The sequence below is a fragment of the Longitalea arenae genome, from assembly GCF_016924755.1.
In the GTDB taxonomy this organism is placed as follows: Bacteria; Bacteroidota; Bacteroidia; order Chitinophagales; family Chitinophagaceae; genus Niastella; species Niastella arenae.
The window spans coordinates 816,821-837,681 of the sequence record NZ_JAFFJX010000002.1 but is presented as its reverse complement, the minus strand read 5'-3'; the positions used below and the strand labels follow the sequence as shown (position 1 = coordinate 837,681).

Genomic DNA, 20,861 nt, shown 5'->3' with positions numbered 1-20,861 from the left:
AGAAAAACTATTCATCACGTAGTCCCGCACCGGGAACAACTTTCCTGACATATTATTATTGAATGATCTCCATGATCAATTGTGAAGGTCCGGCAAATACCGGAACAGGTCATTTATTTGCCGACTTGTTTTCTGCCAATACCGGATGGCTGCGATTGTATGTTTGCGCCTGAGAATGGCGAGGACTATTCACACCATTGACCATTCACCATTCACCATAACAACTCATCTATGAACTATCAACGATTTGTTGCCATGAAACCTATTGCCTTACAGCTGGGCTTTCTGCAAGTTTTCCTCGTCCTTTTCCTGAATACGTACGCGTATTATAATTCGGCCGAAGCGCAGGGCATCCTCGACAAGATCGTTTCGGTGTCTGTTGAAAAAGAACAACTGAAAGATGTGTTCAATCTGTTACAGCATCAAACGGGGGCCCGCTTTGTATACAGTTCCAAGACCATTGAAGCAGGCCGCAAAGTATCCATTAAAGTCAGTCAGAAAAAACTCGGCGAAGTGCTGGAGCAATTGCTTTCGCCTTTTGGCATCACCTTTAAATTAGTGAAAGACCGTATTATATTATACAGGATGTCATCTTCTGCGTTGGGTGATCCACCCGGCATTGATGTATTGACCGTAAAAGTAGAAACGGCCATGTTGCAGGAGATCAAGGGCCAGGTGACCGATGAGAAAGGCGTAGGCCTGCCAGGGGTGAGCATTGTTGTAAAGGGCACTGCCACCGGTACCAATACCGATGCAGAAGGCAATTTTACTATCAATGTACCGGAAGGTAATACCATCCTGGTAGTTAGTTCCGTAGGTTATCAAACCCAGGAAGTGAACGTTGCGGGAAAAACGACCATCACGATCGCCCTGGCGCCCGGCGGCAACGGTCAGTTAGGTGAAATTGTAGTGGTAGGTTATGGCACCCAAAAGAAAGTAACGGTTACCGGCGCCGTTGCGCAGGTGAAAGGCGCCGAGCTGGCAAAATCGCCTTCCGTGAATTTATCAAATGCATTGGCGGGCCGCTTACCGGGTGTTACCACCATTCAATCGAGCGGTGAGCCCGGTTATGATGGCTCTACCATTCGCATTCGCGGTTCCAATACGCCCAATAACAGCGGCGCTTTGATCGTAATAGATGGGGTGCCCGACCGGGCCGGCGGGCTCGAACGCCTGAACCCGGCCGATATTGAAAGCATGTCGATCCTGAAAGATGCAGCCGCTGCCATTTATGGTTCGCGCGCTGCAAACGGCGTTATTCTCATTACCACCAAACGGGGAAAATCGGGCAAGCCGCTCTTGTCGTATGATTTCAACCAGGGCTGGGCGCAACCTACGCGGATACCCGAAATGAGCGACGCCGTGGAATACGCTACCATCATCAATGAACTTACCTTATTCGATCTGCCGGCAGATCAGTGGGCGGCAGGCTGGAATGCATTCAAACAGAACGGAACCTATACCCGTACCGATAATGGCGTAAAAGTAGATGCCATCTACTCTCCTACCGATTTTCAGAAATTCGCGGATGGCTCCGACCCATGGGGACATCCTAACACTGACTGGTTCGCCACCACCCTGAAAAAATGGTCGCCCCAATCGAGACATAATGTGCAATTATCCGGCGGTTCTGAAAATGTGAAATACCTCGCCTCCCTGGGTTATAACAACCAGGATGGTTACTATAAAAACTCTGCTACGGGGTACAAACAATATGATATGCGCCTGAACCTCGATGTGCGGGTGAACAAATACATTAATACGACGATCGGCTTAACGGCGCGCGAAGAGTTCCGGTTCTTTCCTACCGTAGGCGCACAACCTATATTCCGCATGCTCATGCGCGGTAAACCTACAGAGCAGGCCATCTGGCCCAATGGGTTGCCGGGGCCCGATATAGAGAACGGTCAGAACCCGGTCGTGATCACCACCAACCAAACCGGTTATGATAAGGACCGCCGTGATTATTTTCAAACCAATGGCCGGGTTGATATCCAGGTGCCCTATGTAGAGGGTTTGAAAATATCGGGTTTTGCAGCGGTAGACAGGTATTTCCGCCGCGGCAAACGCTGGGAAACGCCCTGGTACCTCTATAACTGGGATAAGACCAGCTATGAACCTGATGGCGTTACTCCCAAACTCATCCGCTCGGTGCGTTCCACCTTTACCGATCCGCGGTTGACCGAATCGCAGGAAGATCAGCTGAACATCAACCTGTCGGGTTTTATCAATTACGACCGCAGCTTTGGAGATCATACCCTGAACTTACTGGCAGCTGTAACCCGCGAAACGATCGAGAACCAGACCTTCAATGCTTTCCGCCGCAATTATATTTCCACCGCTATCGATCAGTTGATCGCCGGTGGTGATGCTCAGCTGAACAACGGCGGCAGCGCTTACAACCGGGCACGCCTGAGTTATTTTGGCCGGGCGAATTACAACTACAAGGAACGGTATATGATCGAATTCCTGTGGCGCTATGATGGTTCCTATATGTTCCCGGCAAGTGACCGCTTTGGTTTCTTCCCCGGTGTATTGCTTGGCTGGCGTTTGTCGGAAGAAAAGTTCTTTCAAAGTGTTTCCTTTATCAATAACCTGAAACTACGTGCATCCTGGGGCCAGATGGGGAACGATAATATTCTCTTCGATAATGTATTGCAGGAATACCGCTATCTGCCAACCTACGGATTGAACACCTATATCATCAACGGGAACATGGTGAAGACGCTTACGGAAACCGGTGTGCCGAATCCGGGTTATACCTGGGAAGTAGCGAACAATGCGAATATCGGACTGGAGGGTTCTGCGTTGAACAACCGCCTCACTTTTGAACTGGATGTATTCAATAATATTCGCACCAAGATCCTGATGCAGAATTCTGCCGTAGTACCGGCATCGGCGGGTATTACCCTGCCACCTGAGAACCTGGGCAAGGTCAGTAACAAGGGTTTTGAATTCAATATCGGTTACAATGATTATTTCGGCGACCTGCGTTTCAGCGTAAGTGTGAATGGCGGTTATGCCCGCAATAAAGTGATCAACCTGCCGGAGACACCGGGATTGAAACCGCATCAGCTCTCCAAAGGAAAAACCTTTGGCACCAATGGCGCTGCTTTCCTGGTATACGAATACGATGGCGTGTTTATCGACCAGGATGATATCAACAAAAATACCATCGACTATAGCGCCGCTACCAATAAATTATTACCCGGCGACATGAAGCTGCGGGATATTGATGGAAATGGAAAGATCGATGCCGATGACCGGGTACGCCTTGAAAAGAACCGGGATCCCTGGTTTACCGGCGGCGTAAATCTCAACCTGCAGTATAAGGCTTTCGATTGTACATTACTATTCCAGGGCGCCACTGGCGGACTGCTATTCATTGGTACCGAATCGGGCACCATTGGCAACTTCCTGCAATATTCCTACGACAACCGCTGGACCGTGGAAAACCCCAGCAGTGTTGATCCCCGGTTGGTGAACAGAGGAAACACCTATTTCGCCGGCGGCGCTTTTGGGCTCAATACCTATTGGCTGCGGAAGAGCAATTATCTGCGATTGAAGAACATCGAATTCGGGTATAACCTGCCGGCTAAGATCATGGAGAAGGCCGGTATCAGCAGTCTTCGGCTGTACGCAAACGGTATCAACCTGTTTACGTTCGATAAAATGAAGATCTGGGATCCCGAATCAACCAGCGGCAATGGACAATATTATCCGCAATCAAGGATTTTAAATGTGGGAGCAAGAGTATCATTCTAACATTATTAAACTAGTTATAGATGAAAAAGATCCTGTTTTGTGTTTTTATCATTGCGTTCGCAGGAAGCTGCAATCGCGACTTCCTCGATACAAAACCGCTGGATAGGGTACCGTCAGAAGATGCCTGGAAAGATGGCGCCCTGGCGGAAGCATTTATCACCGGAATCTATACGGGATTGGGACAGGGCGGATTTGATGAACAAATGCTGGCTTCCCTATCAGATGAAGCGCTGTTCACCCACCCCAGCCGGGGAATCAATGTGGTTAATGAAGGCACCCTGAATCCCTCGAACATCGGCTGGGTGAATGCCAATTACCGTTGGGGAAAAGATGCCGGTAATAACGATATGTATGCCAAGATCAGGCAGGCCAACCTGGCGCTGGAAAATTTACGCACCGCTTCCTTCGACGATCCGCCACTTAATGAAAGACTGCAGGGGGAAGCGCATTTCATGCGGGCTTTTTATTATCACCAGTTAGTGCGGTATTACGGTGGGGTGCCGCTGATTACCCGGTCGTACGGACTGGGCGAAGATTACAGCGTTACGCGGAATACCTGGCAGGAATGCGTTGATTTTATAATAAAAGAATGTGACAGCGCCATTCAACAATTGAAAGGAAAGGCCATGCCGCAAGGCCGGGCCAGCGAACTGGCTGCAATGGCTTTGAAATCACGCATGTTATTGTATGCTGCCAGCGATCTGCACGATATTCCAACTGCCAGATCAAAATCAGGTTTGATCGGCGCTTATGCCAACCCGGAACTACTGGGATATGTAAGCGGTGACCGGAAAGCCAGGTGGACGGCCGCCAAAAACGCCGCCAAAGCGGTCATGGATGCTGCGTCGACCCTGGGTTATAAGATGAACCTGCATGCACCGGTATCGGCAGCCGAAGGAAAAAAGAATTATATCTCCCTGGCCATGGGGGGCGGCAGTAAATCCGGTGATGTAGACAAACTGGCTGAAAGTGAAATCCTTTTCGGCCGGTACTGGACGAACAGCAAGGATGAATATGCCGGCATGTATGTAGGGCTCACCAATGGACCCAATGGCTATCATAACTGGGCCGGTAATACGCCTGTACAACAATTGGTAGATGATTACGAAATGATGGACGGATCGAAATTCGACTGGAATAATCCAGCCCATAAAGCGCAACCCTATAACAATCGTGATCCCCGGTTTTATGCTTCGATCCTGTACGATGGGGCCGACTGGAAACCGCGGGATAAGATCTCTGGCAATGTAGATCCCGCCAACCAGATCCAGACCGGTAAATACGACCAGGGCGGTGGGCAATTCCTTGCCGGGCTTGACACCCGTAACAGCTCTATTGAGAACTGGAATGGCAGCTGGACGGGTTATTACATGCGCAAATTCATAGATCCCGATCCAAACATTGTTGACAATACCACCCGGCAAACCATACCCTGGCCTTTCTTCCGGTATACCGAAATTGTGCTGAATTATATAGAAGCCTGTATAGAACTGGGTGAAGATCTTGAAGCATTGACCTGGCTGAACAGGATCAGGTACCGGGCCGGCATGCCGGCCGTGAATGAAACCGGAGCTGCACTGGAACAACGGTACTGGAATGAAAGAAGGGTTGAACTGGCTTTCGAAGAGCATCGTTACCACGATTGCCGCCGCTGGATGATTGCCCCGGAAACCCTTGGTCGCAAGCTCAGGTACATAGATGTAGTAGGCAATCTGAAACCCGGCGCTACGCCGCCAGCGCCTTACAAACGCGATGAAAGCAGGTATAATTATATATATACGCCGCTGGAAGTAAATGCGCAGGAAAACCGCAAATGGGACGATAAAATGTATTTCAGGCCCATTGCGCAGGACGAAATGAATACGAATTTGAAATTGATACAAAACCCCGGGTACAATTAATCACATTTTTACCTGGGTCAAGCGCTCAGTATATAAGGAATGAAGAATTGTAAAGTAAGGAATTTAGCGATTTTGAGATCTCGGGATTTTGCGATTTACCGGAAGGCTAAAACCAGATGAAATCTCAAAATTCCGAAATCTTGAAATCAGAAATTGTATTTCGGCATATGATCCAAGTTAAACCAAAACATTGCTTACTATGTGTCGGCATATTTTTCATGCTCGGCTGCCACAGAAATGGTGACAAAGCAGCACCGGCCCATCCCCTGTTCACCCTCCTGCCGGCCGATAGTACCCGCATTACATTCACCAATACCTTAACCGAGGGGATAAATACAAATGTGCTGATGTATGAATATTTCTACAATGGCGGCGGTGTGGCCACCGGCGATGTGAATGGGGATGGACTGGCGGATATCTATTTTACCGCCAATATGGGCGGGAATCAGCTTTACCTAAATAAAGGGGCTATGCAGTTCGAGGACATAACCAGGGTAGCCGGTGTGGCAGGAAGACCAGGGCCCTGGAAGACCGGCATCACCATGGCCGATGTAAATGGCGATGGCCGGCTGGATATTTACCTCTGTTATTCCGGCAAGCTGCAGCCGAAAAATAGGGTCAATCAACTGTTCATTAATACCGGTAATGACGCAAAGGGTTATCCGCAGTTTCAGGAACAGGCCCGGGAGTACGGTCTTGCGGATTCGGGTTACAGTACCCAGGCTTATTTTTTCGACCATGACCGGGATGGCGACCTGGATGCTTTTTTACTCAATCACAATCCCAATTCCCTGCCAGTGCTGGATGAGGCCAGTACGGCGGCGCTGTTAAAAAAAGAAAACCCTGCGATCGGTGTACGGTTATTGCGTAATGATAAAAACTACTTTACCGATATCACCCGGCAGGCCGGTATCAGCAGCTCTTCATTAACGTATGGGCTGGGCGCCGGCATCGCCGATCTCAATGGAGATGGCTGGCCCGACATATACATCTCGAACGACTATACGGTACCTGATTATTTGTACATCAACAACCATAACGGAAGCTTTACCGATCAGTTGAAAACAAGCCTTGGGCAAAACAGCCAGTTCTCGATGGGAAACGATATTGCCGACATCAATAACGATGCATTGCCCGATATCTATACGCTCGATATGCTGCCCGAAGACAACCATCGCCAGAAATTATTATTCGCCCCGGATAATTATGAGAAGTTTGAATTGATCGTTCGGTCTGGCTTTCACTACCAGTATATGCGGAATATGTTGCAGTTGAATATTGGAAAGGGCCAGGCCAAAATGGCTGGCCCTTTATTCAGCGAGATCGGTCAGTTAGCCGGTGTTTCCAATACCGACTGGAGCTGGGCGCCTTTATTAGCAGATTACAACAACGACGGCTGGAAGGACCTTATGGTGACCAATGGCTACCTGCGCGACTATACCAATCTCGACTTCATCAAATACATGAATGATTATGTACAAAGCAAAGGCCGCCTGCGGCGGGAAGATGTGTTGCAGTTGGTGCACCAGATACCCTCTTCGAATGTGATCAATTACGTGTTTGCAAATAATAAGAACTGTACATTCTCGAATATATCGGCGCAATGGGGTTTCACCACAGCGTCGAATAGTAATGGCGCAGCTTATGCCGACCTGGATAATGATGGCGATCTCGATCTTGTGATCAACAATATCAACCAGCCTGCTTTTATCTATCGCAATGAAGCCCGCCAGCAAAACCATTCCCATTACCTGCAGATCAAACTGCAGGGCCTGCCGGGTAATACCCAGGGCATTGGCGCCAAAGTAATACTCTATAGTAAGTCCGGTCAGCAATACCTGGAACAGATGCCCACCCGCGGTTATCTGTCAACCGTATCATCCCTGCTTCATTTCGGACTGGGAACAGAAACGGTTATTGATTCCGTACGGGTAATATGGCTCAGTGGCAAACAAGAATTGTTGCAAAGCATTCGGGCCGACCAGGCATTGTTAATCGAAGAAAAAGCAGCAAAGGATCTGTACAGAGCAGTCCCTGCCGCCCCTGCCCTCTTTACGGAAACGAATGCACCGATACCTTATAAAGCACCGGCAAACGCGATAAACGATTTCAAGCGGCAACCCCTGCTGGTAAGTCCTTTGTCTTTCAACGGGCCCTGTTTGGTAAAAGGCGACGTGAACGGGGATGGACTGGAAGATATTTTTGCCGGTGGTGGCAGCGGGCAGGCGGCAATGATCTACCTGCAGCAAAAAGATGGGCGGTTCATACATAAGAAAGCGCCCGCATTTGAAGCTGATGCATTCTGCGAGGATGCGGATGCCGTTATTACAGATTTGAACAGCGACGGATTCAACGACATTTATGTAGCCAGTGGCGGTTATCATAATTATGCCTCCGATGACCCGCTCCTGCAGGATCGCTTATACCTGAATGATGGCAAAGCCAATTTCACCAAAAGCAATAATGCCCTGCCGGATATGCGGGTGAGCAAAAGCTGTGTACGGGCGCAGGATGTAAACGACGATGGACATCCTGATCTCTTTGTAGGCGGCCGGGTAATTCCGGGGCGTTATCCCGAAACGCCGGAAAGCTTTTTGCTCATTAACGATGGCAAGGGAGGATTTACCAATCAGCTGCAAACTATTGCGCCTGCGCTCTCAAAGGCGGGCATGATCACCGATGCTGCCTGGATCGATCTGAACCAGGATGGTAAAAAAGACCTGGTGGTCGTGGGCGAGTGGATGCCGGTGAGCGTTTACATCAATATCAATAATACCCTGCAGGATCAAACGCTGCGCTATTTTGATAAACCTTACCGGGGCTGGTGGAATACGATCACAAGCGGTGATTTCAACAAGGATGGCCGGCCCGACCTGGTGATCGGCAACCTGGGTTTGAATACCCAATGCCGCGCCAGCGATGCAAAACCCGCCGACCTGTACTATAAAGACTTTGACGACAATGGCGCCATTGATCCGCTTTTTTGTTTTTACATCCGGGAAAGATCTTATCCCTATTGCACGCGGGATGAACTGCTCGATCAGATAAGTATGATGCGCACCCGTTTTACCGATTATAAAACCTATGCAAGTGCTACCCTCACCGATATTTTTTCGAGGGAAGAAATGGACGGCGCCAGCCATTTACAGGCGAACTGCCTGCAGACCGCGTATTTTGAAAGCACTACCACCGGTAAATTACAAATGAAACCACTGCCGCTTCAGGCCCAGCAGGCGCCGGTATTTACCATTACCCCACTTGATTATAATAAAGACGGGCATGAAGACCTGCTCTTATGTGGCAATATGAACAAAGCGAGGTTACGTCCGGGTAAATACGACGCCAACTATGGCGTGTTATTGCAAAATGACGGCAAAGGCGCGTTTAGCTATCTCGATCAGCAACGCTCGGGATTTTATCTTAAAGGAGATGTGCGCCGTGTGTTATCCATCAATCAATTCTTATTGTTTGGGATCAACCAGCAGTCCGTGAAAGCTTATACATTAAGCAAATGAAACAACGTTTACATACTATCACTTACTTCATAATAGTTTTTATGATCGAGCTTAGCGGTTGTACCACCCGCACTAAACAGGCGCCTGCATTAACAGCAGCGGCCATCAGCCAGGTATTAACGCAAATGACGGAAGTGATGATACATGATATCACCAATCCGCCTTTGGCTGCCCGTTTTTTTTCCTATGCCTGCCTGGCCGGTTATGAAGTAGTGACGCAGCAGCATGCTGCGTTTAAAAGTATGTATGGTGTGTTAAACGAATATCCCGACTTAAGGCGACCAGACAGCTTACAACAGTATGATGTTCGGCTAAGCGCGGTGCTGGCCATGCTGCAAACAGCTCAGAAAATGCAACCCTCTGGTAAGTTATTAGCCGATTACGAACAAGGGTTCCTTGACTCCTGCCGGCGCCTGGGATATGATGAAGAAGTGATCTATAATTCCTGGCGCTACGCAAAGGCGGTCAGTAAAAAAATACTGGCCTATGCAAAGGCTGACCATTACAACAAGATCAGTAATTACGCGCGTTATTCGCCCATCGATAAAGAAGGTTGCTGGTATCCTACCCCGCCCGGTTTTTTGCCGGCGGTAGAGCCCTGGTTCAATACCGTGCGTACGCTGACGCTGGATTCCTGTTCACAATTTATGGCGCCGCCGCCCACCGCTTTTTCAACCGGTAAAAAGTCGGCATTTTACAAACTATTACTGCAAAATTATAATGCAGGCAAACCCGTATCGATGGAGCACCGGGTCATTGCCGCTTTCTGGGATTGTAATCCGTTTGCGATACAGGATGATGGTCACCTGATATTAAGTAGTAAAAAGATCTCCCCGGGCGCACACTGGCTGGGCATCACCGGTATTGCCTGCAAAAAAGCGGGGAAAAGTTTTGAAGAGGCGATGCAGATCCATACCTGGGTGGCAGTAGGTTTGCTGGATGCTTTTATCTGTTGCTGGGATGAAAAATTCAGAAGCAACCGCATTCGCCCGGAGACGGCTATTCGCAAATACATCGATCCGCAATGGACGCCGGTTTTACAAACGCCCCCATTTCCTGAATACCTGAGCGGGCATTCAGTGATCTCGGCCTGTTCGGCCACCATTCTAACGCATTTTTTCGGAAATGATTTTGCGTATACCGATGATGTAGAAGCAGCCTATGGATTGGCGCCGCGGCATTTCAGTTCCTTTAAACAGGCGGCCCAGGAAGCCGCCATCAGCCGCTTCTACGGCGGCATTCATTTTATGGACGCTATAGAGAATGGGTTGGTGGTGGGGAGCAAGGTTGGGAGTTGGGTCATACAAAAGATGAGTGGTGCGTCATAGGACGCAGTCGCCGGTTACCGGTTACCGGTCTCCCGGGGCTGTAGTTTTCGAAGGTCCAATTCGTTTGCAGCAGGCTGCAACTGGTAACCGGTAACTGGTAACTGGTGACTCATAATTCGTTTCAACCAACACTCACCTTAATCACAACTTTCTTAACATAAGAAGGACTATCAATAAAGATATTCGGCATATGCAGATCATGCGGGAAGAAAACCGCGAACATGCCCTGCTGTAAGACAGAGAAAAAGGATGGTTTTTGCCCCCACAACATAAAATCCTTTTCGGAATCGTAGGCCTTAGAAGGTGTTTGTTCCTTTAAGAAGTCATGACCGATGCGTTCAGCGCCAGCAACAATATATTGAATGTCGATATACTTTTTATGCGATTCCATCTGCTCATTATCCGGCGAAATGGTGTCGTATTCATTCACGATGGCAAACAGTTTGTCACCATCCAGCTCATACTTCCCTTTTTCTACTTTTGAAAGATCGGTGTGGGCAAGGTATTCAAACGCTTTTTTAAACAAGGGTCCCTGGTTGTAATACAAGTGTGCATTTGACAGCAGATCGATGATCATTGGCTTTAATTATGGAATTAAAATGACAGGCAAGATACATAAAAAAGTGAGGAGCCAATAGTAAGAAAAGCGAGTAGCCAGCAGCAAGTGGCTGGTGGGAAGTTTTCTCCGTGAAGCCCCTGCCAGCTGCTTGCTGCTTACTACCCACTTTATTCCCCTTATTACAGGGTTTTATTTTATTGCTGTTTTTCTAAAAGAACACCTGGTACTGCAATACAATGCTGTTCTTCCGCACGCCTTTTACCACTTCACCGGTTTGGTTGACCTCATAAGTGGGCCGGTTCTGCCAGTCGAGCGTGAACTTTGATTTATGGCCATTGATCAGGCAGTTGATACCGGCATTGTATACGTTCATCTCCTTATCGTTCAGTGCATCAAATCGCGCAGTCGTGAACGTGGCATAAGGCATGAAGCGGCTTTTGCTTTTCAGGAAGTTTTCAGGCAAGAGGTAACCCAGCTGCGTATAAACGACCTGGCCGGTGCCAAACATGGGATAGGAATTACCCCAGGTTGGGCCCTGACCGGTAATATAATTCATGGGAAGCGGGGATCTGCCATTGGCGGGGTTCATAGAACCATTATACCGTAAATAGTTCGTGCCATAATCGGTATTGAAGAACCCGGCATAGGCGGAGATCGCATCCTGTTTGGGGCTTAAAGGCATATCGAGAAAGCTTTCTACGGCAAACAATTTCAGATCCTGGTACACGGTATCGCCCATTCCGTACTTCCACATGGCGTCTTTTTGAAAAATACCACCCACTGCAATGTTAAAGATCTTTTTCTTGCCCAGATAAGTGCCGGTCATATATGGCGTGGTGTGGTTTTCATGGTCAAAGAACTGGTAAATGATATAACCTTGTTGCTGGAGGGTGTGCCCATAATGAGAGAAGGTAGAAAAATCTTGCGGGGAGGTGGGACCGTTTTGTCCTGCCGATGCAATCGGGAAAGGATCGCTCAGCACGAAGCGGTAATCGAACTTACCTACCTGGCCTCTTGCATAAATACTCAGCTTGCGGCTGAACTCATCCGTTTGATCAACGGTTGACTGCGCAAATACCGGCACATCCATGGTCATAATGCTGCTGACGCTGGGTTGGGAAAAGCGGGATAAACCATTGGCAATGGTCAATCCGGCGCCCATTTTCAGCTGGTTGCCTTTTGATATTTTATATTCACCCAGGGCATCATGAAAGAACGCATGCAGCTTGCGATTGCCACCGGTATTGAACTGGCTGTTGAAGTTGTTGAGGCCGAATTGAAAATATATAAATACTTTATCGGTGAGTTGTCCAAAGGCCTGAAAGCGTGTTCTGCGCAAACCAATGTCGAATGTATTGTCTTTGGGCTTATTTTCTACCAGGGTACCCGGATTGCTTTCATTGAACCGCACCCAGGTCTGGTTCATTACCGTGAACTGGAAGAAACGGCTTCCATCGGAATTGAGATTGAATTTTAAAGCGTCTTTTTCGGGAGCCGGCTGTGCTGGTGCTGCGGGTGTTGTACTTCCGGCTTCACCTTGTTGCACCTGAGCATGGGCTATCGTGGATAACAAAAGGGAAGCGGTAATCGCCATACAGACTGTTCTCATGGTAAGTTTCTTTAGGTTTTTTCCGACCGCGAATATAGGATGAAAACCCTGTCACGCTTTTTCGCTCGATAAGCTCAGCACCGTGGCATGGTCAACCTCTGCGGTTTTTCGGACCGCGAATATAGGAACGGGAACTTATATCGCTTACCCGCGACAATTAAAAGCGCATGAGAAAGTGGTATTATAACAAAATTGTAAGGAGTGATTCTTTTCAGGGATGACAAACAATCGAGCTGCCCAATAAAGACCTGAGCATTGGTCATTTAGCAAAGCAAACGAAAGAGGGTGAACAAATGTAATTATTATTTTTTGTAGTTCATAATTTCTTACATGCTGTTCATCCGAACGAAAAAAGCCCCGGCTGGGAGGCCGGGGCAGAACTTGTTCTTCTTAGGTTAGCGGGTTACTTACCTACTTTCAATTCAACCTTTTGCAGGTCGGTTGAACTGCGGCCTACCATACATTCAAATATGCCGGTTTCTACTGCATATTGCATGTCGGCATTCCAGAAGGCGAGTTTGCCGGCGTCAATGGTAAAGGAAACCGTTTTGGTTTGTCCGGGTTCAAGCGAAATACGCGTAAAATCCTTTAACTCTTTTACGGGGCGGGTGGCACTGCTTACTTTCTGGCGAATGTACAACTGTACGATCTCATCCCCTGCCATGCTCCCGCTATTGGTTACATCTACTTCCACGGTACCGTACACCTGATTTCCGGCTGGTTCCACCGAGGCCAGGCTGGTCTTTTTGGCCTGGGCGCCTGTAGCCATTTTTACCCGCGGTTTCGAGTAACTAAAGGTGGTATAGCTGAGCCCGTGCCCAAACGGATACAGGGGCATTTTATCTTCAGCCACATAATTAAAATACCGGGCGCTGGGTTTGTGATTATAAAAAACAGGCACCTGTCCGGTTGATTTGGGATAGGTGATCGTCAGTTTGCCCGAAGGATTGACGTCGCCAAACAGGATATTGGCGAAGGCATTGCCGGCTTCTTCGCCCATGAACCAGCCATCTACAATGGCATGCGCGTTTTGTGCAACCCAGGGAATGGCGAGCGGACGGCCATGCGTTAAATACACCACTACCGGCTTACCGGTAGCCACCATCGCTTTTACCAGGTCTTCCTGCTGGCTTTGCAGGCGCAGATCGGCCATATCGCCAAAATGATTGGGGCCCCAGGCTTCTCGAGACAACTGCTCGTTCTCTCCTACTGCTACTATTACTATATCGGCCTGTTGCGCGGTTTTAACCGCTTCATCGATCAGCTGGGCGTTTTCTGCCGCGGTTGGAAAAATGATGGTGTCGATGTACTGGTAGTTATTCTGACTGATGCTATCGCCATTTTTTGTAATAAGGCAGCCTTTTGCATACAGCACTTCGGCACTGCCTGCTACTTTATTCGTGATCCCTTCCAGCAGGGAAACATTCTTGCTCGGCAGCCCCGAGTAATCGCCCAGGTAATTGACAGCGGCCATAGGACCAACCACGGCGATCTTCTTATACTGGTCTTTTTTCAAGGGCAGCAGATTGGCGTTGCCATTGCCAAAGGGTGTATTCTTTAATAAGACCATCGATTCTTCGGCTATTTTCAGGGCCAGCTGGCGGCCTTCCGTACCGGCCGCGTTCTCTTTGGCTTTTTCCAGGTCAATAGGTTGCTGATCATCGAAGAGGCCAAGCCTGAATTTCAGCTCCAGTATTTTGGCAACGGCGCTGTCGAGCGTTTTGGTGTTGATCTTGTTCTCTTTAACCAGGGTACCCAGGTGGCGGTAATTGACGCCATAAGGCAGATCGGTGGTTACCCCGGCCTGGAAAGCTTTCAGCGCTGCTTCTTTCTGATCGGTGGCAATAAAATGTTTGTTCCACAACTGATCGATGCCGAACCAGTCGCTGACCACGATACCATTATAATTCCACTCTTTGCGCAATACATCTTTCAGCAACCATTTATTACCGTGTGAAGGCAAACCGTCTATCTCATTATAAGAAGCCATGATAGCGGCTGGATTGGCGTATTTGACGCAGAGGCGGAATGGTTCCATATGGGCTTCCCTGATCACCCGTTGCGAGTAGTTGGCGGGCGCCTGGTTGCTGCCGCTCTCTGACTGGCCGTGGCCGGTAAAATGCTTCAGGGTGGCAGCTACATGGCCGGGGGCAATGGAGCCGTTATTACTGCCCTGGAACCCGCGTACGATGGCGCTGCCCAGGATACCACATAAATAAGGGTCTTCGCCCAGGGTTTCCCCAGTGCGGCCCCAGCGGGGGTCACGGGTGACATCCACTACGGGCGACAGTACGAGGCTGGTTCCGCGAACCCGCGCCTGTTTGGCGGCATGTGTATAGATCTTTTCCAGCAGGTTTACATCCCAGGAGCAGGATAAACCAATGCCATGGGGAAACACATCTACCTGGCGCTGAACCAGTCCATGATGCGCTTCATCGATAAAAATGATGGGAATGCCCAGCCTGGTCTTCGTACGCAGATATTCCTGCAGCCGGTTACGCGCAGCTATAGTAACATCCATGGTCTCATCAAAAGCGGGATTGATCATGCCCATGCCATTCTTATATAAAGAGTCGAGTTTGGCGGTATTGCTGAACAGCTTATCGTCCAGTTTAGGCCGCCCGGCATGCATGGTTTGCAGCTGGGCCACTTTTTCGTCCAGCGTCATGCGGCTGAGCAGATCGGCCACCCGTTTGGCCACTGGTTGTTTGGCATCTTTGTAAGCAGGTTGTTGCGCATATAAATGGCAAAAACAACAGAACAGACAGAAAGAGAGGAACGTAGCAAATTTCATTGTAAACAGTTGAATTTTAGATAAGACAAATGTTCATGCAGTTTCAAACCGGTAAACGGGATGAGAACTTACACGCGGTACTTCATGAAATTTGGTTGGGGGAATGCTTAGAAGAGGCTGAAGGTAGGAAAAAAATTGAAATTGCTTCCATCGGGAACCAGCCTGGTACAGGTTGGAAGTTTTCTCATTTTCATGTAATTAGCAGATTAATTGAAGAAATCGCAACAGATTCACTCAGAATTTGATGTTTTTTCATTTTTAACGCGACTATTAGAAAAAATACACATAAAACCCTTATAATCTGACGATATTTTAAGAATTTTGCAACTTGATTTAAATTATATAAAATGAGCAAAACCCCCGCTGCATTATTCGACAAAGTATGGGATTCGCATGTGGTCAGGCATATTGAAGATGGCCCTGATGTGTTGTTTATTGACCGGCATTTTATTCACGAGGTAACCAGCCCGGTAGCATTTTTGGGCCTGGAAAGCCGGGGATTGAAAGTGATGTTCCCGGAGAAGACCTTCGCGACAGCCGATCATAATACCCCCACCATTAACCAGCACCTGCCCGTTCAGGATCCCCTGTCGGCCAACCAGCTGAAAGCCCTGGAAAGCAACTCGGCTAAATATGGTATTTCACACTGGGGACTGGGCAATCCCAAAAATGGTATTGTGCACGTTGTGGGACCCGAGAATGGCATTACCCTGCCGGGTATGACCATCGTATGCGGTGATTCGCATACTTCTACCCATGGCGCTTTTGGCGCTATTGCCTTTGGGATCGGTACCTCTGAAGTGGAGATGGTGCTTTCCAGCCAGTGTATCATGCAGCCCCGCCCGAAGAAAATGCGGATCAAAGTGAACGGCAAACTGGGTAAAGGCATTACGCCCAAAGACGTGGTGCTGTATATCATCTCGAAGCTCACAGCAGCCGGCGCTACCGGTTATTTTGTTGAATTTGCCGGTGATGTGTTCGAGAATATGAGCATGGAAGGCCGTATGACCGTGTGCAACATGAGTATTGAAATGGGCGCCCGCGGTGGTATGGTTGCTCCTGATGAAACAACTTTTAACTACATCAAAGGCCGGGAGAAAGCGCCTAAAGGTGAAGCCTGGGAAAAAGCGCTGGCTTACTGGAAAACGCTGAAAAGCGATGAAGGTGCATTCTTCGATAAAGAATATGAGTTCAACGCTGCTGATATAGAACCCATGATCACTTACGGAACCAATCCGGGTATGGGTATCGGTATTACCAAGAAGATCCCGACTGCCGAAGAAATTGGCAGTGGCAAAGCAAGCTTTGACAAGTCCTTAGCCTATATGGATTTCCACGAGCAGGAAAGCATGATCGGTAAAAAGGTAGATTATGTGTTCATTGGCAGCTGTACCAATGGCCGTATTGAGGATTTCCGTGCCTTTGCTTCTGTGATCAAAGGCCGTAAAAAGGCCGACCATGTGACTGCCTGGATCGTGCCGGGTTCACACATCGTTGAACAACAGATCAAGGAAGAAGGTATCCTGGATCTTTTGCTGGAAGCAGGATTCCAGTTGCGTCAACCCGGTTGTTCAGCCTGCCTGGCGATGAATGACGACAAGATCCCAGCCGGTAAATATGCAGTTAGCACCAGCAACCGCAATTTTGAAGGCCGCCAGGGCCCCGGCGCCAGAACCATGCTGGCAAGCCCGCTGGTAGCTGCAGCCGCTGCGGTTACGGGATTTGTAACGGATCCGAGAGAACTCATTTAAAATCAGTTTTTTGTTTTTGGTTTATAGTTTATGGTTTTAATGCTCGCATCCCTGAGTAATAGAAGACCAACGGCTGTTTGAAGAGGACAACCAGAAACTAAAAACAATAAACCATAAACACTAACAACAAACCTCAAACAACAAACGACTAACAAAACAATGGCTTACGATAAGTTCACAATATTAAGAAGTACCGCGGTACCGATGCCCATCGAGAACGTAGATACCGATCAGATCATTCCGGCCCGATTCCTGAAAGCCACCGAGCGCAAGGGATTTGGTGATAACCTGTTCCGCGACTGGCGTTTTGAAGCCGATGGCACCCCCAAAAAAGATTTTGTTTTGAATAATCCCATCTATTCCGGCAAAATACTGGTAGGTGGTAAAAACTTCGGAAGCGGCAGCAGCCGTGAGCACGCAGCCTGGGCCATTTATGATTATGGTTTCCGCTGTGTGGTGAGCAGTTTCTTTGCCGACATCTTCAAGAACAACTCCCTGAACATTGGTATATTACCGGTACAGGTAAGCGAATCCTTCCTCGATCAGATCTTCAAGGCCATAGAAGCCAATCCTAAAACTGAGCTCGAAGTAAACCTTCCCGAACAGAAGATCTCTATCGTCGGCGGTGCTTCTGAAACTTTCGAGATCAATGGCTATAAAAAGCACAATATGATGAATGGCTTCGATGATATCGATTACCTGCAAAGCCTGAAATCCGAGATCAGGTCATTCGCCGAAAAAAGCATCTACTAATAAGCACCCAAATGCAAATTCCAGGTTCCAAACAGGTTGGCTCCTGGAATTTGTGATTTGAAATTTGAATAGGTTATGTCTGGTGACCAGCGACACATAGAGATTATGGATACCACACTCCGCGATGGCGAACAAACCAGCGGCGTGTCGTTCTCCCCCACCGAAAAACTAACTATTGCCCAACTGCTGTTGACAGAAGTGAAGGTAGACCGCATTGAAATTGCTTCTGCCCGGGTAAGCGAAGGTGAATTTGAAGCAGTAAAGGCCATTACAAAATGGGCAAAAGCCAATGGCTTTTTGAACCAGGTAGAAGTGCTCACTTTTGTTGATGGCGATGTATCTATTCAATGGATGCAGCAGGCCGGCGCCAAAGTGATGAACCTGCTTACCAAGGGTTCGCTGAATCACCTCACCCACCAGTTAAAGAAAAAACCCGAACAGCATTTTGCCGAAATTACCGATGTAATTAAACTCGCAAGGAAAAAGGGCATCGAGGTCAATGTATATCTTGAAGACTGGAGCAATGGCATGCGCCACTCAAAAGAATATGTGTTCCAGTACCTCGATTTCATTCAAAAGCTGCCGGTAAAACGCGTCATGCTGCCAGATACGCTTGGCATTCTGACGCCGTCGGAAGTAACTGAATACATTTCGGCTATTGTAAAACGCTATCCCGACCTGCATTTTGATTTTCATGCACATAATGATTACGACCTGGGCACAGCCAATGTGCTCGAAGGTGTAAAAGCCGGCGCCAAAGGCATTCACCTTACCATCAATGGTATGGGTGAAAGAGCGGGTAATGCACCCCTTGCCAGTGCGGTAGCCGTGCTGAACGATTTTCTGCCTGATGTAAAGACCTCAGTACAGGAAGCGTCTTTGTACCGGGTAAGTAAACTGGTAGAAACATTTTCCGGTTTCCGCATCCCCGTTAACAAACCGGTGGTAGGTGAAAACGTGTTCACCCAAACAGCGGGTATTCATGCCGATGGCGACAAAAAGAACAAACTTTATTTCAGCGACCTGATGCCGGAACGTTTTGGCCGCCAGCGGCGTTATGCCCTGGGCAAAACCAGTGGAAAGGCCAATATTGAAAATAACCTGGCGCAACTGGGCATTCAGTTGAGTGAACCGGATCTCAAGAAAGTTACCCAGCGGATCATTGAGCTGGGCGACAAGAAAGAAGTGGTTACCCAGGCCGATCTGCCATACATCATCTCCGATGTGATCGACAGTAAGAATATCCAGGATAAAGTGCGGATTGACAATTACGTGCTCACCCACACCAAAAGCCTTCATCCTTCAGCCACTTTGAAAATATCGATCAACAGCGAATTACATGAAGAGCATGCGCAGGGCGATGGCCAATACGATGCTTTCATGAATGCGCTGAAGAAGGTTTATAAAAAGCTGAAACAGGAACTGCCGGTATTAACGGATTATGCCGTGCGCATTCCGCCCGGTGGTAAAACGGATGCCCTTTGCGAAACCGTTATCACCTGGAGCTTTAACGGAAAAGAATTCAAAACCCGCGGTCTCGACAGCGACCAAACGGTAGCGGCGATAAAGGCTACTCAAAAGATGTTGAATCTTATTTAAATAGTTACCGGTTACCAGTTGCCGGTTACCGGGGCCTTTTTAACTGGTGGCCTCGGCAATATTCAAAAGCCCTGTAACTTGTAACCTGAAACCGGTAACGCGTTCCTAATTTGATACTCATAATTCTTAGTAAAAACTAATTTTAAAGTCAAGCATGGCAACTAAGCACATTCTCATCGTCCCCGGCGACGGCATTGGCCAGGAAGTAACTGCAGTTGGTAAAAAAGTGTTGGATAAGATCGCTGCAAAATTCGGACACACCTTTACATACGACGAAGCATTGATAGGCCATGTGGCCATTGAAGCAACCGGTAATCCCCTGCCGGACGAATCGCTGGAGAAAATGCGCAAATCAGACGCCGTGTTATTTGGCGCGGTGGGGCATCCCAAGTATGACAACGATCCTTCTGCGAAAGTTCGTCCAGAACAGGGCCTGTTGAAAATGCGTAAAGAGCTGGGCTTGTATGCCAACCTGCGCCCTATTAAGTTATTCGATGAGCTGTTGGGCGCTTCCAGCATCAAACCGGAGATCTTAAAAGGCGCCGATATCCTGTTCTTCCGCGAACTTACCGGGGACATTTATTTTGGCGAGAAAGGCAGAAAGAACAATGGCGATACAGCTTACGATGTAGCGGAATATAGCCGTTTTGAAGTAGAACGTATTGCCCGCAAAGCGTTTGAAGCGGCCCGCACGAGAAGAAAGAAACTCTGCTCGGTTGATAAAGCCAATGTTATTGAAACAAGCCGCCTGTGGCGCGAAGTGATCCAAAAAGTAGCCAAAGAATATCCTGATGTGGAAGTAGAACATCAATTTGTTGATGCCACTGCCATGTTGCTCATTAAAGATCCCCGCCGTTTCGATGTGGTGGTAACTGCCAACCTGTTTGGGGACATTCTCACCGATGAAGCATCGCAGATCGCAGGCTCCATGGGAATGCTGGCCTCCGCTTCAATCGGTGATGGCACCGGCGTATACGAACCCATTCACGGTTCCGCGCATGATATTACCGGTAAAGGCGTAGCCAACCCGCTGGCATCGATTTTATCGGCTGCTTTATTGCTGGATATCTCATTCGGTATGAAAGCTGAATCAGAAGCGGTGATCAATGCAGTTGATAAAGTATTAAAAGCAGGTTTCCGCACCCGGGATATTGCCGATGCACAAACACCTGCCAGCAAGATCTTAGGCACAGACGCTATTGGCGAAGAAGTGCTGAAATTTTTATAAACGCTGTGTACATCAAGCACGCTTTTAAGTAAGGGCTGCCGTAAGGCGGCTCTTTTTTT

The 20,861-nt window shown here is 48.4% G+C and carries 11 protein-coding genes; 8 read left to right on the top strand and 3 right to left on the bottom strand.

Annotated features, from left to right (window positions below; all coding sequences use genetic code 11):
* Positions 1-231 precede the first annotated feature (231 nt).
* The 4 genes from JT717_RS08100 (at position 232) to JT717_RS08085 (ending at position 10,509) form a co-directional block, all read left to right on the top strand.
* Entirely contained in the window at positions 232-3,765 is a 3,534-nt protein-coding gene (locus JT717_RS08100) for a TonB-dependent receptor (protein ID WP_205509694.1), read from the top strand.
* 20 nt (positions 3,766-3,785) lie between these two features.
* Positions 3,786-5,666: a RagB/SusD family nutrient uptake outer membrane protein gene (locus JT717_RS08095; RefSeq protein WP_205509693.1), complete on the top strand. Its 1,881-nt coding sequence runs from the start codon at positions 3,786-3,788 to the stop codon at positions 5,664-5,666.
* 218 nt (positions 5,667-5,884) lie between these two features.
* Positions 5,885-9,181: a VCBS repeat-containing protein gene (locus JT717_RS08090; protein WP_240347887.1), complete on the top strand. Its 3,297-nt coding sequence runs from the start codon at positions 5,885-5,887 to the stop codon at positions 9,179-9,181.
* A complete protein-coding gene (locus tag JT717_RS08085; RefSeq protein WP_240347886.1) occupies positions 9,178-10,509 on the top strand; it encodes a vanadium-dependent haloperoxidase in 1,332 nt (443 codons plus the stop codon). Before JT717_RS08090 ends, JT717_RS08085 begins: the two co-directional genes overlap by 4 nt.
* Before the next feature lie 121 nt (positions 10,510-10,630).
* Here the strand turns inward: JT717_RS08085 and JT717_RS08080 are convergent, their stop codons facing one another.
* From JT717_RS08080 to JT717_RS08070, 3 genes are all read right to left on the bottom strand, one after another.
* Positions 10,631-11,086, bottom strand: a complete 456-nt coding sequence (locus JT717_RS08080; RefSeq protein WP_205509691.1) for a NanQ anomerase/TabA/YiaL family protein — start codon at positions 11,084-11,086, stop codon at positions 10,631-10,633.
* Positions 11,087-11,276: 190 nt separating this feature from the next.
* Positions 11,277-12,677, bottom strand: a complete 1,401-nt coding sequence (locus tag JT717_RS08075) for a hypothetical protein (RefSeq protein WP_205509690.1) — start codon at positions 12,675-12,677, stop codon at positions 11,277-11,279.
* Between the two features lie 403 nt (positions 12,678-13,080).
* Complete coding sequence (locus JT717_RS08070) at positions 13,081-15,471, bottom strand: glycoside hydrolase family 3 N-terminal domain-containing protein (protein WP_205509689.1); 2,391 nt, start codon at positions 15,469-15,471, stop codon at positions 13,081-13,083.
* 347 nt (positions 15,472-15,818) lie between these two features.
* Between JT717_RS08070 and leuC the strand changes: the two genes are divergently transcribed.
* The 4 genes from leuC (at position 15,819) to leuB (ending at position 20,802) form a co-directional block, all read left to right on the top strand.
* Positions 15,819-17,222, top strand: coding sequence for a 3-isopropylmalate dehydratase large subunit (gene leuC / locus JT717_RS08065; RefSeq protein ID WP_205509688.1), 1,404 nt, complete (start codon positions 15,819-15,821; stop codon positions 17,220-17,222).
* Between the two features lie 159 nt (positions 17,223-17,381).
* A complete protein-coding gene (leuD, locus tag JT717_RS08060; RefSeq protein ID WP_205509687.1) occupies positions 17,382-17,975 on the top strand; it encodes a 3-isopropylmalate dehydratase small subunit in 594 nt (197 codons plus the stop codon).
* Between the two features lie 105 nt (positions 17,976-18,080).
* Entirely contained in the window at positions 18,081-19,574 is a 1,494-nt protein-coding gene (locus tag JT717_RS08055) for a hydroxymethylglutaryl-CoA lyase-like TIM-barrel protein (protein ID WP_240347885.1), read from the top strand.
* A gap of 154 nt (positions 19,575-19,728) precedes the next feature.
* Positions 19,729-20,802: a 3-isopropylmalate dehydrogenase gene (gene leuB / locus JT717_RS08050; RefSeq protein ID WP_205509685.1), complete on the top strand. Its 1,074-nt coding sequence runs from the start codon at positions 19,729-19,731 to the stop codon at positions 20,800-20,802.
* Positions 20,803-20,861: the final 59 nt, after the last annotated feature.